Raw genomic sequence first — 13,351 nt, forward strand, 5'->3', positions numbered from 1 at the left:
GGGTCATACTTCCCGGATGACGACGCAAGCCATGGAGGACGCGCGGCGCTGGCTGGGCGAGCGGGGTGTGCGGCAGGCCGGCGACGGGTGGGTCCGCGCCGAGGCGCCCGGCCGACCGCTCACCGCCGGTCAGGTCGCGCACTCCTGGGCCGAGGAGGTGTTCGCCGACGACGATCTGGACGCGGCCGGCCAGGTGCGGCTGGCGTTCGGACTGCTGGACCTGCTCGACGAGTACTGGGTGACGTGCGAGATCCGCTTCGCCCACCAGAGCCCGGACGGTCCGCTGCCCGCCGACGCGCTGTGGGACGGCTACCGTCGGCGGCTGGAGGCCGAACGGGACGCGGAGACGGTCACGTACTCGCTGTGGGTCGACTGGTTCGAGGACCGCGCCACCGCCGAGACGGCCTTCGCCGAAGTACTCGGCAACGACGTCGAGCGGGTGGTGACGCAAGGCTCGGACGCCCTGGTCCGCCGGGCCCGTCGGGTGCTCGCGTGCTCGGGTCCGGTGCCGTGGCCGGTGAAGGAGAACGCCTACGACACCGCGGTACGCCTTCCCGCCCTGCACCCGGCGCTCTTCGAGGGACTGCTGGCCGGGTACCACGACGTCCACGGCGCTCTGGAACCCGCCGCCGCGCTGGCTCTCCTGGAACGACTGCGACTGCCCGCGGACACCCCGCACGTCCAGGAGCTGCGTCTCGTCCTCGCCGGGGGACAGGCGAACCACCGGCAGGATCCGGGTGTCTGGGACGCTGCCGTGCAGGCCTGTTCCTGACACGTGGGCGGCAGGCCCCCGCCTCCCGGCAGGGGCCGACCGCGAGGGATCACGCCTGCTGGGCGAGCCAGTCCGCGAACCGGGTCTCGGCGAGACGGGCGCCCGAACCCGGCAGGAGGGTGTTCTCCCGCAGCTCGGCGCCCCAGTACGTCGCCTTCGGGTCCGTCACGATCGTGCGCGGGTCGTTCTGGGCGGCGAGCCCCATGCGGATGAACTCCTCCAGCTGGAACACCTCGGGCCCGGCGGTCTCGACCACGCCGTTCACCGGATCGCCGACCGAGGCGCGGGCGACGGCCGCGGCCACGTCGTCGGAGACCATGGGCTGGATCTTGGCATCGGGCAGACGAACGGTGTCCCCGTCGGTCATGCCGTCGGCGAGACCCTTCGCGAACTCGAAGAACTGCGTGGCGTGGACGATGGTGTGCGCCACGTCGGACGCCTTGATCAACTCCTCCTGGACCTGCTTGGCACGGAAGTAGCCGCTGGCCTGCAGACGGTCGGTGCCGACGACGGACAGGGCCACGTGGTGGGCCACTGCGGCCTCGGACTCCGCCTTGAGGAGGTTGGCGGTGGAGGTGCGGAAGAACTCCAGGACCGCCGCGTCCTCGAAGGAGGGGGAGTTGGACACGTCGACGACGACCGACGCGCCCTTGAGGACATCGGCCAGCCCCTCGCCCGTGAGGGTGTTGACTCCGGTGCTGGGTGCTGCCGCGACCGCCTCGTGCCCGTGCTCCTCGAGCCGGCCGATCAGCTTGGAGCCGATGAGCCCGGTGCCACCGATCACTACGACCTTCATGACGGAATTCCTTCCGGTGCTGTGCGTGAATGCGTTCTGCACCAGACAAGACCGGACAGCCCTCCCGCCTGTGACACGGTTCCGCCTGACTGGCTGCGCAGAACTTCGGTCACCGGTGACGCGGTGGGTGCCTCAGCCGTCCAGAGAGGCCACGAACGGGGCCAGCTTCGCCGGGTTCAGGACCCACATGAGGCGCTCGATGCCGCGCTCCGACACCTCGGCGGAGACCAGGGCCAGCACCGTGTCACCGGCCGTGACCAGGACGGCGGGCCGGCCGTTGGCCTCGACCCAGCGTTCCTCGGTACCCGGCCAGAAGCGCGGCGCGAAGGCGACGACGAACCTGGAGACGTGCGCACGCCCGATGACCGGGATCCTGGAGGCTCCGCGCATCCCGCCGCCGTCGGTGTAGCTGACGACGTCCATGGTGAGGACCTCCTCCAGGACCGAGAGCTCACCGGTCCGCGCGGCGGACAGGAACACCTCCAGCAGCCTGCGGTGCGCGGCGGGGCTCACCGGCTCCCGGCGCTCCGCCGCCAGGTGCCTGCGGGCCCGGCTGACCAGCTGCCGGGCGTTGGCGTCGCTGGTCTCCAGCATCTCCGCGATGCGCTGGTAGGGGTAGTCGAAGGCTTCCCTGAGCACGTAGGCGGCCCGTTCCACCGGGTTCAGCTTCTCCAGCAGGAACAGCACCGCCAGATCGACCGCTTCCGCCCGCTCCGCGCCCACCTGCGGATCCGCGCTCGTCTCCACCGGCTCCGGCAGCCAGGGTCCGACGTACGCCTCCCGTCGCTTGGGCGCGGACCGGGCCAGGTTGATGGCCAGCCGGGAGGTGACCGTGGCCAGGAACGCGGCCGGGTCCTGGATCTCGGCGTGGTCGGTGTTCTGCCAGCGCAGCCATGCCTCCTGGACGATGTCCTCGGCCTCCACGACGCTCCCCAGCATGCGGTAGGCGATGCCGAAGAGCCGTGGGCGTGCGGTCAGGAACTCGCTGGTGGCCTGGTCGAGAGAGTTCGCGTCGTCTCGGGCGCGCATGCTGTCCTCCGGAAGTGGATCACCATGCTACAAGCCGACGCGCGGACGCGGAGGCGACGGCCGGTCAGCCGGTGCGCAGGACCCGGAAGCGATCGGGACGTGCCGGGTCGCGGTCGACGACCTGGATCGATGCCCAGGCCCATTGCCAGACCCCGATGCCGGGTGTCCGGGAGAACCGGATCAGGCCACGGGTGCCTTCCACCTCGACGCTCGGCCAGGCCGCGGCGATCCGTGCCCGGTCCGTGCCGTGGGCGCGCAGTACCTCGGCGAGGACGACGATCGTGTCGTAGCCCTCGAAGGCGACGAAGGAGGGCGCGGCGGCCAGCCGCTCGCGCAGGAGCGTCTCGACCCGGGCCCCGAGGGGCGTGAGGCGCTCGGGCAGATAACGCAGGAAAGGGATCGCGGTGCCTTCGGCACCCAGCAGCGCCGCCCATTCGGCGAACTCCGGCTGTCCGGCCGGGGCACCGATCAGGACGCCGGCGAGGCGCTCGTCGCGGCGGACCGACCGCACGATCGGCACGGCCGGTTCCGGATGGCCGGCCAGCAGCAGGAGCGCGGTCGCGCGCTGGTCGACGAGCGCGTCGCGGACGGCGGCGGGGGACAGCTCGCTCAGGTCGAGTTCGGCGACCGTGCCGCCCCGCGCGGCGAAGTGGTCGCGCAGGACGCGGGTCCCGGTCGCCCAGTAGACACTCGGCTGCGTGGCCACGGCGATGCGACGGTGGCCCGCGTCGAGGAGGTGGTCCGCGTAGACCCGCCAGCCGCGCGACTGCGGCGGGGACAGGCGCGCGACCCAGTCCGTCGGCCCCTCGGTGAGCGCGTCGAGCACGGCCGACGAGCACAGGTACGGCAGCCCGAGGGCATCGGCCCGGCCGGCCGCGGCGCGCGCGACCACGCTGTGATACTCCCCGACCAGGGCGGCCACTCCCCGGTCCGCCAGTTCCGCCACGGCCGCCGCGGCCTTCGCGGGGTCGGCCGCGGTGTCCCGGACCACGAGTTCGAGCGGCCTTCCGACGATTCCACCGGCGTCGTTGACCTCGCGAACGGCCGACTCGACCCCCGCGAGCAGATGGTGGCCCGCCTCGGTCCAGCCGGGCCGGGTCAGCGGGGCGAGGACGCCGATCCGGACGGCCGACCCGTCGTGCGGCTCCGCCACGGCCGGCGAGGGCGTGGTCTCGTACTTCATACGCAGGTTTCCTCCCCCGAGCGACTCACGCCGAGGAACCTACCCCGTCCCGCCCGGGTGGCTGAATCCCGGCGGTGCGGACGCCGGGATTCCGATCCTCGAACTGTTGTGCAGGTTGTGTGTGCCATTTCTGTCTAGACTCTGGACCTCGTACGGAGAGGGAGCACGTGTGAGTGAACAGGCAGGCCCTGTCTGCCCGGAGTGCGGAACGGCTCGCGCCGCGGACGGCACCCCGGCGTGCCCCTGCGCTCGCCGTGCGTCCGACGCCCACCGTGCCGAACGCAGCGCGGCGGCCGCGGCCGCGGAGGACTTCGATCCCGTCCGCATCCGGCCGTTCGTCGAGGTCGGCACTCCCACCGCATCGCCCGACCTTCCCGTGGCCGCCACCGAGGGCGACCCGACGGCGGAACCGGCCGACGGCGCAGGGGAGTTGTCGTCGCCGCTCTTCTCACCGGACGACCCGGCCCCGGCGCCGCGTCACCCCGCCCCGGACGACACCGTGCGGCAGCGCCGACGCCGACGGGCCCTGCTGACCGCGGGCTGGGGCGGTGCCACGGCCGCCGTGCTGACGGGATGCGTCGTAGGCGGGCTCTACTGGTACGACGGCCCCGACCGCGACGGTTCCCTGCCCGGCGGCGTGCGTGCGAGCCTCCCGGATCCGCGGACCTCCGACGACCGCCCCTCGGCCTCGACCGGTTCGCCGACGACGTCACCCCCACGACCGCCCGCCTCGGCCGACGGCTCGGCGGACGCCTCCGCCACCGCGAGCCCGACCACGCCGCCCGACACCGCCACCCCGACACGGACGGCGTCCGCCGCGGCTCCCACCGCCACGGGGGGCACTCCCACACCGAGTTCCTCCGCCGGCCAGGCTCCCGTCCTGCGCCCCGGCGACCAGGGACCGGAGGTCGTCGAGCTCCAACTGCGGCTGCGCCAGGCCGGTTTCTACAGCGGCGACGCCGACGGCACCTACGACAGCCAGGTCGAGAGCGCCGTCCGCGGCTACCAGGTGACCCGGGTGGTCGTGGAGGACGAGTCGGGCGTGTACGGACCGCAGACCCGCGCCGCCCTCGAAACAGAGACCTCGGAGCCGTGACATCCGTGCCTCACGTTGTCAGTGGCGGCTGGCAGCATCGGCGTCATGGCAGACATGATCGAGGACTGGCGGCCGTTCCTCGCGCGGTGGAGTCAGGAGTGGGCGGACGCACAGCAGTTGGCGCCCCCGCCAGGCGAGCGGAACGCGTCCGACGACGAACCCGTGCGCGCGCGATGGCTGGGGTTCCCGGGCGCGTCGCAGGAGCGGATCCGCGAGGTGGAGGAGCGCCTCGGGCACCGACTGCCGCCCTCCTACCGTGAGTTCCTGGCGGTGACCGACGGCTGGCGGAACGCGGGCGGGTTCGTCTGGCTGCTCGCCGGGACCGGTCAGGTGCGCCGGCACCAGGACGCGGCGGGCCTGTCCGAGTACTTCCCCGGTGAGGTGGAACACCCCACGCCGGAGGACGAGATGCTCGCCGGGATGTGGGGACGGGCCCTGCAACTCGACGTGGAGTCGGACGCCGTGTACCTCCTGCTGGATCCGGGGGACGTGGGTGACGACGGCGAGTGGGCCGTGTACACGTACGCGTCGTGGCGGGCGAGCCCGCCCGAACGGTACGCCTCGTTCAGGCTGTTCATGGACGACATGTACCGGGAGTTCCACCACCTCCAGATGGACCGCTCGCGGCGGGCCGGGACGGAGTTCGCCAACGCCACCACGCGGGCGCTGGACGCGTCGGTCGAGTCGGCCCGCCTGGCCGCCCTGTCCGGCCGGTACGAGGAGGCCGCGGCGGCGCTGACGGAGGCGGTCGCGTACGGCAGACCCCGGGCGGCGGGGCTGCGCGACCAGATCCGTCGGCTGCTGGGGGAGACCTATCTGGTGTCCTTCAACGAACTGGTGGCCGACCCGCGGTACGCGCTGGAGGCCGTGCCGGTGCTGGCCGCCGAGGGCGTACGGATGAACCGCGAGGACAGGACACTGGCGCAACGTCTGGGGGACGCCACCGAAGCGGAGCGCGCCGCGGTCGAGGAGGCCGCGCGCCAGGTATGGGCCGGGACGTACCGCTACACGCCCGAGGGACCCTTCGGCGCCGCGGTGGAGCAGGCGCGGGAACACGCCCGCTGGGGCCGGACGGACGCGGCCTGGCACACGCTGCGCGCCGCACTGCCCCGGTGGCGGCCCCTCGGCCCGGAGCATCTCGCCCCCTTCGGCCTGTACGCCGACCCGTTGCTCGGCCCCCTGATCACACCGGAACGGGGCCGGGAGCTACTGGCCACACCGAGAGCCGGCCACGGCGGCAGCGCCCCCGCGCCCACCCCCGACCTGGACCCGCCCGGCCTCGCGTGGCTGGCGGACCTACAGCCCGGCCAGGTCCTGACGTCGTACCGCTTCCTGCTCGTCGAGGGCGTGGAACCGGCTGAGCTTCCGGGCCGTATCGGCGCCGAAGGCACCAGCGCCCTGGACGAGCCGACGATGGTGTGGGAGTCGCGGATGCGGCCGCGCGGCGGCCCCGGCGGCGAGCCGTGGGCCGACGAACCGCAGGTCTCCGTCGGCCTGGCGGGCGAGGGCTGGAGCTTCGCCCTCCAGGCCCACCCGGGTGCCTCCTTGGACGAGAGGTGGTTCGTCTCCCCGGGCATCGCGGCCTCCCGGAGCATCGCCGCGTCCCAGGCCACGGCCGCCTCTCCTGGAACCAGGGTGGTGACGGTGTGGAGCGAACCCTTCGACGGACAGCGCCCCGGCGTCTTCCACCTGTCGGTCGCCGAGAACGGCGAGGAGTCGTACGCCTTCACCGTTCGACCGACCACGATCAGCAGACGAGGCCCCGTGCCGAGCGGCCTGGACCCGGATCTCCTCTTCCCACCGGACGCACCGCGTGATGGACGCCAGGGCGAGCGGCACGCCCTCGACGCCGTCGCGGCCGAATTCGGCGTCCGGCTCCCGCGGTTCGCCCTCACCCAGGGGCGACTGCACACCGTCCGCACCCGGTCGTGGCGTCGACCACCGGGGCCGGGCGAGGGGTACGTGACCATCGGTGTGGTGGGGCGACGAGCCTAGCGGTCGCCCCCGGGCCGCGAGCACCCATCCGGATCCGTGGCGCAGGCAACCTGAGGTCTCTGTGCGGGGTGTTACTGGGAGAAGCTCACGCGCGCCTGACCTGCGCGCGGCAGCGGAGGGAATCGGGGGAACTCAGGGTGCGCGCGATCACCAGCCCATGTATGGGAGGGCGCTACGAAGGCGAGCCACCGCAGGAGGATCTACGGGACTTCGAGACGTACGCGGCCGTCCGTTGGTCTCGGCTGGTGCGTACCGCGTATCTGCTGACCAACGGGGACCATCACGAGGCGGAGGACCTCGTCCAGGTGACGCTGGCGAAGATTTATCTGCGCTGGCATCACATACAGACCCTGGACGCGCCCGACCAGTACGTCCGACGGGCGCTCATCAACAACAACACCACCCGGCAGCGCAAACGACGGGTCGTACAGCTCCTCACACCCCACCTGCCCGAGCAGCGCGGCCCGTCGGGCAGCGAGAACTACGAGACGCGCTCGGAACTGTTCGACGCCCTGGCCACGCTGCCGCCCCGCCAGCGGGCCATCGTCGTGCTCCGCTACTGGGAGTGCCAGAGCGAACAGCAGACGGCGGACCTCCTCGGCTGCTCCGTCGGCACCGTGAAGAGCCAGGCCAGCAGGGCGCTGAAGAAGCTGCGCTCCAGCGCGGCCCTGTCCGAGTACGCCGCCACCATGACCCACGGGGAGTAGGGGAGTGTCAGACATGCGGGCCGACCTCTCGCCACAGCCGCCGGGGCCCGAGCTGTGGCGGGCGCTGGACGAGGCCGCGCGGGGCTGCGCGCCCACGCCGTTCCCGAGGGACCGCGTCGTGCGCCGGGCCGCGACCATCAGACGGCGCCGCAGGCTGGTGACCGTCGCCCTGGCCGCGCTGCTGCTGACCCCCGCGGCCGGCGAACTGGCCCTCGACCAGGAGCCCGCCTCCTCCCACGCGGTCACCGGAACCGACCGGCAGCAGTCCCCGCGGCCCTCCGCCTCACCCGGGACGGCTGACGTCCGGTCCCCGGTACGGGTCGTCCGGCCCGGAGAGCGGATCGATGTCGGACTCGGCGTCTGGTATCTGCTGAGGCAGCGGGAGTTCTGCCCGAAGCACCCGCTCGACAAGAAGCCGAGCTGCGTGGGGCCGCTGGACCGGCAGCAGCCGGGCGACGTACCCATGACCCTCAACTGGTACCCCTTCCCCAAGGGGGTGGTGACCGTCCTCGCCTACACCGGGAAGACGCCTGCCGCCCGCATCACGATGACGGACCACGGCCGCACCACCGTGCTCCCCGTCGTGCGGCTGTCCGGAGACCCCGCCTATGTGAGTTCCTACGCCATCAGCCCGCCCGTCAAAGGGAGCTACGAGAACAGCCCCGAGGGCTCGAAGTCGTTGAACCTCCCTGTCTTCCGCGCGTACGGCGCCGACGGCCGGGAACTGGCGGAAATCGGGGGATGAGCGGCCACGGGCGCGTGCGCGGCTGCCGGGACATCCGGGCCGTGCCCTTAATGTCGACGGCATGACCGACAACCCCGTGCGTACCGTCACCGTCGAGCGAACCAGTACCGGCCACTTCACCGCGACCAACACCCGCGGCGGCACCGTCAGCTTCGGTACCGGTGCCGACGGCGACACCGAATTCACCCCCGTCGAGCTGCTGCTGGCGGCACTCGGCGGCTGTACGGCCGTGGACGTGGACATCGCGACCAGCCGCCACGCGGAGCCCGCCGGGTTCTCCGTGACGGTGGCCGGCAACAAGGTCAGCGACGACCTCGGCAACCGGCTGACCGACCTCACGGTCACCTTCCAGGTCACGTTCCCGGACGGCGAGGGCGCCGACCGGGCCCGTGCGATTCTTCCTCGGGCGGTCAAGACCTCCCACGACCGGCTCTGCACGGTCAGCCGCACGGTGGAGATCGGCACGCCCGTGACGGCGACGGTCGAGGACGCCTGACCCGGACCTGAGACGTCCGGAACACCGAAGGGCCGCACCCCGAGCACGGGGTGCGGCCCTCGACGCGTGCGGTTACTCGCCCCAGCCGCCGTAGGGAACGGTGATGAGTTCCATGGCGTGGCCCGACGGGTCCATGAAGTACACGCCGCGGCCACCGTCGTGGTGGTTGATGGTTCCGGGCTGCTGCCGCATGGGGTCGGCGTAGTGCTCGATGCCGCGCTCGCGGATCCGCGCGTACGCCGCGTCGAACTCCTCCTCGGAGATCAGGAACGCGTAGTGCTGGGGGGTGATCTTCTCCGCGGGGATCGTGGCGAAGTCCAGCGTGACGCCGTTGCTCAGGGCGATCGCGATGAACGGGCCCCACTCGGTGGTGATCTCAAGTCCCAGCAGGCCGGCGAAGAACTCGGCCGACTCCCGGTTGTCCCGGGCGTGCACGATGGTGTGGTTCAACTGAACTGACAAGGAATGCCTCCGAAGGCATCTCCTGACACCTCCATGCCTCACCCAGCCGGTGACCGACACGCGATGTCGGCGTAGATCGTAGCCGATGCGGGAGGGGCTACTCGATCAGTTCCCAGTCCTGTGAACCGTCCGAAGCGGCGCTCTGCAGGGTGAGCGGGGCGCCGGCGGAGGCGCCGGTCAGATACAGGCTGGGGTTCTTGACCGACTGGAGTCTGTAGAAACCGTCGGCGGTCTTGACGAGGTTCCAGCTGCCGGTGGAGCTGTTGTCGACCCACTGGCCGATGCGCTGTCCGGCCGTGGCGTTGCCGGTCCAGATCGCCGCCGCGCGGCCTCCCGACTTGTTCAGCAGACTGACGCCGCCGTTCGGCTCGGTCACCACGTGCCAGAACTGGGTGTCCGGGTTGCCGGCGGAGCCGGCGTCCTCCAGCCGGACGTCGGGCACGTCCCCGTTCCCGAGGTTGGCGTCGTTGGTCTTGTCGCCGGTGCCGATCACCTGGTCGGTCCTGCGGTTCACCAACTGGAAGTAGGCGCCCGCGGAGTGGCCGAGGTCGACTTCCGCGAAGGCGATGGTCGACGTGCCCTGGTTGTTGAGGATCGCGACCCGGCCCGTGCCGTCCACGTACTGGAGGTCGCGGCTGTAGCCCGCCGGAGACGTGGTCTGGTACTCCTTCCAGACGCCGTCGCCGCGACCGCCGTCGTTGACCCAGACGCTGCCGCTGCCGGCCGCGTTGTACACCAGCCGCCCGCCGGGCAGCCGGACCAGGACCGGGCTGCCGCCGGTGGCGAGCGGGCGGCTGCCGGGAGAGACCGGCAGCGAGGTGACGGCGTCGCCCGTGGGGGACCCGGTGAAGAACTTCAACGGGTCGGCGGCGAGCCGGTACCGGGTGTTCGCGCCACCGCCCCAGTACTCGTACGTCAGCAGCCACTTGCCGTCCGTCGTCCGCACGACGTTCGCCATCCCCGGCCGCCCGCCGCCGATCTCCGTCTTGCCGCCGCCCATGTCCTGGGTGAGCCCGGCGATGTCGACGACGGGGCTGCTCCACTGGGCGCTGCGGCCGTCCCAGGTCTTGTGGGCGAGGATCTGCCCGTGCGAGTCGGGGGCGGTGTCATTGGCGGGGTCCAGGGTGGGGACGCCGGTGACCGGGTCGAAGCCGGTGTAGTCGTTCTCGTCGGAGTAGTAGCAGACCAACTTGCCCTTGTGGACCATCAGATACGGCTCCCAGACCGGGTCCACCTGCCTGGTCGTGTTCGCCGTCGCGACGTTCTGCCCGACCGCGCCCGCGCTGCCGCCCTGCCAGCCGCCCGTGGCGATGACGTTGACGACGTTCCAGCTCGCGCCGCTGTCCGTGCTGGAGTACAGGGCGATCGCCAGGTCGCTGCGGTCGCCGTCGTTGGACGGCGTCCAGTTCGGGTCGGCGGCCTTGTGCTCCTTGTAGTAGGCGTCGTCGCCGGAGACGACACTCGCGAGCAGCAACGTCCCCTGCTTGAGGTTCCCGACGTCCTGGGGGAGGACGTAGAGGTAGGGGTTCGTCCAATTGCTCGTGTACTTGGCGTACTTGGGGTCGCTGGACAGGTACGCCGGTGCCTTCACCTCGGACAGCGGCTGCCAGGACGTGCCGTGGTCGTCGCTCTTGTGGACGGGCAGGGTCTGCCGGTCGGCGGAGCCGGTCGCCGAGACGACCGTCGACTTCTCGAACGAGGCGACGAGGCGGCCGCCCGGCAGTTGCGCCGACTTCGGGTAGACGGCGCAGTTGCCGCGCCCCTTCAGGCACGGCTCGCTGCCGAGCTGGTAGAGGATGCCGCCCGTCGGGTTGTACGCGTGGGCACTGGCCATCGGTATCGCCAGCAGTGCCGACGCGGCCAGCACGGTGCCGAGTGCCTGGGCCGGTCTTCTTCTGTGCATGTCTCTCCTCCTTGAGGGCCGTGCGGTGGGTTCAGACGACCAGGACGCGGACGTCCCACGGGCCGAGGTCCAGCGCGGTCCCGGCGGGGACGGTGGCGCCGGTCAGCACATCGGTGAGGTCCGACGGGGCCTGCACGGCGACCGGTTGCCAGCTCCAGTTGTGGACGATGTGGACACGTCGGCCGTCGGTGGCCGTGGCGCTGGTCGCGGTGACGGAGTCGGGGAGGTCACGCCATGCTCCGGGGACCGCCGGTGCCAGCCAGGCGGCCAGTTCCCGGGCGAAGGCGCGGCCGGGGGCGGTGCCGACACAGGTGATACGGCCCGCGCCGTGGCGCCGGGTGGTGGCCGCGGGCCAGCGGCCGAAGTGCGGGTGGTCGTAGGCGGCGAGGACGTCGGCGTCGGCGACGGTGAGGCCGTCCGCCCAGCGGGTCGCCGCGGCGTCGGTGGACAGGTGCAGGGGGCTGTCGGGTGCGGGGCGCACCGGGATGTCCTGGGTGAGGTTGCTGAACTCGTCGTAGGACACGCCCGCGGCCTCGGCGAGCCGTCCCGGGGCGCGTTCGGCGCGGGCGCGGGCCTCGAGGTCGGCGTAGCCGGTGCGGGGGCCGAGGACGAGGTGGCCGCCGGCGTGGGCGTAGGCGGCGAGCCAGTCGAGGGTGGAGTCGGCGGCGAGGTACAGGGCCGGGACGACCAGGACGGGATGGCGGAGTACGGCGTCTGCGGGGCTCAGGCCCTCCCTTTCGCCTTCCGGGTCGTGGAGTTGGCGGGCGTGGACGATGCGCACCTGGCGCCCGGCCTCGAACGCGCCGCGGTAGAACGGGTCGAAGAAGCGGTGGTAGGCCGCCGGGTCCGGGCTGCCGTCCGGCTGGGCCAGCGGCGGGTACTTCTGCATCAGCCACTTGCTCGGGGTCGAGTACACCATCGTGATGTCCGCGTCCGGCTCAAGACCGGCGACGAGCGGTCCCGCGGTCTCGAACTCGGCGCCCAGACGGGCCAGTTCGGCGTACGTCCGGCCGGGCTGTCCGGTGTGCGGGAGGATGCCGCCCCAGTAGGTCTCGGCGCCGAAGTGCAGCGTGTGCCAGTGCCAGTACTCGATCATGCGGGCGCCGCGGGCGACCAGCGCCCAGGCCGCCTGACGCCACTGCCCGTCGTAGCCGGGGCGGTTGTCCCACGGGAAGCCGATGGAGCCAGCGTTGGTCTCGGTGACCAGGAACGGTTCCTGGCGGGAGGAGAACATCCAGTCGGCGGTCTGGTACAGCGCCCACACGCCGGTGGTCTTCCAGATCTGCTCGTGCGAGTCAGGCGTGGGATCGGGCAGACGCAGGCCGTCCTGCATGTCGTAGTAGGGGTTGCCGGAGGCGATGTCGAGGCGGTCGGTGAGTTCGTCGTCCGCCACTCCGGGGCGGGTGTAGGAGATGCAGGTGGTGACGAACTGCCCGGGTGCGGCGTACTCGCGGACGATGTCGGCCTGCCAGCCGATGAAGTCGGTGACCTGCGCGGCCTGGAACTCCCGCCAGGCGACGTCGTACTGAGGCTGCTGGTTGCCGTCGGGCGTCCAGAGGTCGGCCCAGGTGGACAGGCGGTGCGACCAGTAGACCAGGCCCCATTCGCGGTTGAGGGTCTCGACGTCGCCGTACTTGTCGCGCAGGTGGTCGACGAAGCGCTGGAAGACGCCGTGGTTGTGGAAGAGGTGCAGGCCGGGCTCGTTGTCGACCTGGAAGCCGATGATGGCCGGGTGGTCGGCGTACCGGGCGACGATCTTCCGGATGACCCGCTCGGCGTGGAACCGGAACGCCGGGTGGGTGAAGTCGGCCTCCTGACGGCCGCCCCAGCCGAACCGCTCGCCGGTGCGTCCCTCGCCGGTGATCTCCGGGTACTGGCGGGCCAGCCACGGCGGCACCGCGTAGGTCGGGGTGCCGAGGACGACGGAGATGCCGCGCTCGTGGGCGCCGTCCAACACCGGTTGCAGCCAGTCGAGTTCGAAGCGGCCGTTCTGCGGTTCCCAGGTCGACCACACCGACTCGCCGACCCGGATCACGGTGACATGGGCGTCGGCCATCAGGTCCAGGTCGGTCTTGAGGCGTTCGGCGGGGTGGGGGTGGGGCTGGTACTCGTGGTAGTACGCGGCGCCGAACAGGACGCGGGCAGGCAGAGCCGCCATGAAGGAGAC

General features: G+C 71.9%; 12 protein-coding genes. 6 read left to right on the forward strand and 6 right to left on the reverse strand.

The window, feature by feature from the left end; all coding sequences use genetic code 11:
• Positions 1-16: 16 nt before the first annotated feature.
• The gene (locus tag ACIHIX_RS32015; protein WP_399962287.1) at positions 17-772 is read left to right on the forward strand and encodes a hypothetical protein; all 756 of its coding nucleotides are present in this window, start codon (positions 17-19) and stop codon (positions 770-772) included.
• Positions 773-821: 49 nt separating this feature from the next.
• Here ACIHIX_RS32015 and ACIHIX_RS32020 read toward each other — a convergent pair whose 3' ends face one another.
• The 3 genes from ACIHIX_RS32020 to ACIHIX_RS32030 form a co-directional block, all read right to left on the reverse strand.
• Entirely contained in the window at positions 822-1,568 is a 747-nt protein-coding gene (locus ACIHIX_RS32020) for an SDR family oxidoreductase (protein WP_399962288.1), read from the reverse strand.
• A gap of 132 nt (positions 1,569-1,700) precedes the next feature.
• Complete coding sequence (locus ACIHIX_RS32025; RefSeq protein ID WP_399962290.1) at positions 1,701-2,597, reverse strand: RNA polymerase sigma-70 factor; 897 nt, start codon at positions 2,595-2,597, stop codon at positions 1,701-1,703.
• A 64-nt stretch (positions 2,598-2,661) separates the two neighbouring features.
• Entirely contained in the window at positions 2,662-3,780 is a 1,119-nt protein-coding gene (locus ACIHIX_RS32030; protein ID WP_399962292.1) for an ABC transporter substrate-binding protein, read from the reverse strand.
• Between the two features lie 169 nt (positions 3,781-3,949).
• Between ACIHIX_RS32030 and ACIHIX_RS32035 the strand changes: the two genes are divergently transcribed.
• The 5 genes from ACIHIX_RS32035 (at position 3,950) to ACIHIX_RS32055 (ending at position 8,819) form a co-directional block, all read left to right on the forward strand.
• The gene (locus ACIHIX_RS32035) at positions 3,950-4,876 is read left to right on the forward strand and encodes a peptidoglycan-binding protein (protein WP_399962294.1); all 927 of its coding nucleotides are present in this window, start codon (positions 3,950-3,952) and stop codon (positions 4,874-4,876) included.
• Between the two features lie 45 nt (positions 4,877-4,921).
• The gene (locus ACIHIX_RS32040; RefSeq protein ID WP_399962296.1) at positions 4,922-6,871 is read left to right on the forward strand and encodes an SMI1/KNR4 family protein; all 1,950 of its coding nucleotides are present in this window, start codon (positions 4,922-4,924) and stop codon (positions 6,869-6,871) included.
• Between the two features lie 161 nt (positions 6,872-7,032).
• Entirely contained in the window at positions 7,033-7,578 is a 546-nt protein-coding gene (locus ACIHIX_RS32045; RefSeq protein WP_399962298.1) for a SigE family RNA polymerase sigma factor, read from the forward strand.
• A 13-nt stretch (positions 7,579-7,591) separates the two neighbouring features.
• Positions 7,592-8,323 carry a hypothetical protein gene (locus ACIHIX_RS32050; RefSeq protein ID WP_399962300.1) on the forward strand — a complete coding sequence of 244 codons (732 nt, stop codon included), beginning with the start codon at positions 7,592-7,594 and terminating at the stop codon, positions 8,321-8,323.
• 61 nt (positions 8,324-8,384) lie between these two features.
• Positions 8,385-8,819 (forward strand): OsmC family protein, encoded by a 435-nt coding sequence (locus tag ACIHIX_RS32055; RefSeq protein ID WP_399962302.1) that lies wholly within the window; start codon positions 8,385-8,387, stop codon positions 8,817-8,819.
• A gap of 72 nt (positions 8,820-8,891) precedes the next feature.
• On the opposite strand, the gene ACIHIX_RS32060 is transcribed toward ACIHIX_RS32055, so the two are convergent.
• The 3 genes from ACIHIX_RS32060 to ACIHIX_RS32070 all read right to left on the reverse strand — a co-directional run bounded on the left by ACIHIX_RS32060 (position 8,892) and on the right by ACIHIX_RS32070 (position 13,342).
• Entirely contained in the window at positions 8,892-9,281 is a 390-nt protein-coding gene (locus ACIHIX_RS32060) for a VOC family protein (RefSeq protein ID WP_399962303.1), read from the reverse strand.
• A gap of 97 nt (positions 9,282-9,378) precedes the next feature.
• Entirely contained in the window at positions 9,379-11,184 is a 1,806-nt protein-coding gene (locus tag ACIHIX_RS32065; RefSeq protein WP_399962305.1) for an RICIN domain-containing protein, read from the reverse strand.
• Between the two features lie 31 nt (positions 11,185-11,215).
• The gene (locus ACIHIX_RS32070) at positions 11,216-13,342 is read right to left on the reverse strand and encodes a beta-galactosidase (protein ID WP_399962307.1); all 2,127 of its coding nucleotides are present in this window, start codon (positions 13,340-13,342) and stop codon (positions 11,216-11,218) included.
• Between the last annotated feature and the right edge of the window lie 9 nt (positions 13,343-13,351).

Source organism: Streptomyces sp. NPDC051913 (assembly GCF_044593635.1).
Classification (GTDB): Bacteria; Actinomycetota; Actinomycetes; order Streptomycetales; family Streptomycetaceae; genus Streptomyces.

Bases quoted from the DNA above. Each gene is read 5' to 3' on its own strand.
- ACIHIX_RS32015 (WP_399962287.1), top strand. From the start codon at position 17: ATGACGACGCAAGCCATGGAGGACGCGCGGCGCTGGCTGGGCGAGCGG.
- ACIHIX_RS32020 (WP_399962288.1), bottom strand. From the start codon at position 1,568: ATGAAGGTCGTAGTGATCGGTGGCACCGGGCTCATCGGCTCCAAGCTG.
- ACIHIX_RS32025 (WP_399962290.1), bottom strand. From the start codon at position 2,597: ATGCGCGCCCGAGACGACGCGAACTCTCTCGACCAGGCCACCAGCGAG.
- ACIHIX_RS32030 (WP_399962292.1), bottom strand. From the start codon at position 3,780: ATGAAGTACGAGACCACGCCCTCGCCGGCCGTGGCGGAGCCGCACGAC.
- ACIHIX_RS32040 (WP_399962296.1), top strand. From the start codon at position 4,922: ATGGCAGACATGATCGAGGACTGGCGGCCGTTCCTCGCGCGGTGGAGT.
- ACIHIX_RS32045 (WP_399962298.1), top strand. From the start codon at position 7,033: ATGGGAGGGCGCTACGAAGGCGAGCCACCGCAGGAGGATCTACGGGAC.
- ACIHIX_RS32050 (WP_399962300.1), top strand. From the start codon at position 7,592: ATGCGGGCCGACCTCTCGCCACAGCCGCCGGGGCCCGAGCTGTGGCGG.
- ACIHIX_RS32055 (WP_399962302.1), top strand. From the start codon at position 8,385: ATGACCGACAACCCCGTGCGTACCGTCACCGTCGAGCGAACCAGTACC.
- ACIHIX_RS32065 (WP_399962305.1), bottom strand. From the start codon at position 11,184: ATGCACAGAAGAAGACCGGCCCAGGCACTCGGCACCGTGCTGGCCGCG.
- ACIHIX_RS32070 (WP_399962307.1), bottom strand. From the start codon at position 13,342: ATGGCGGCTCTGCCTGCCCGCGTCCTGTTCGGCGCCGCGTACTACCAC.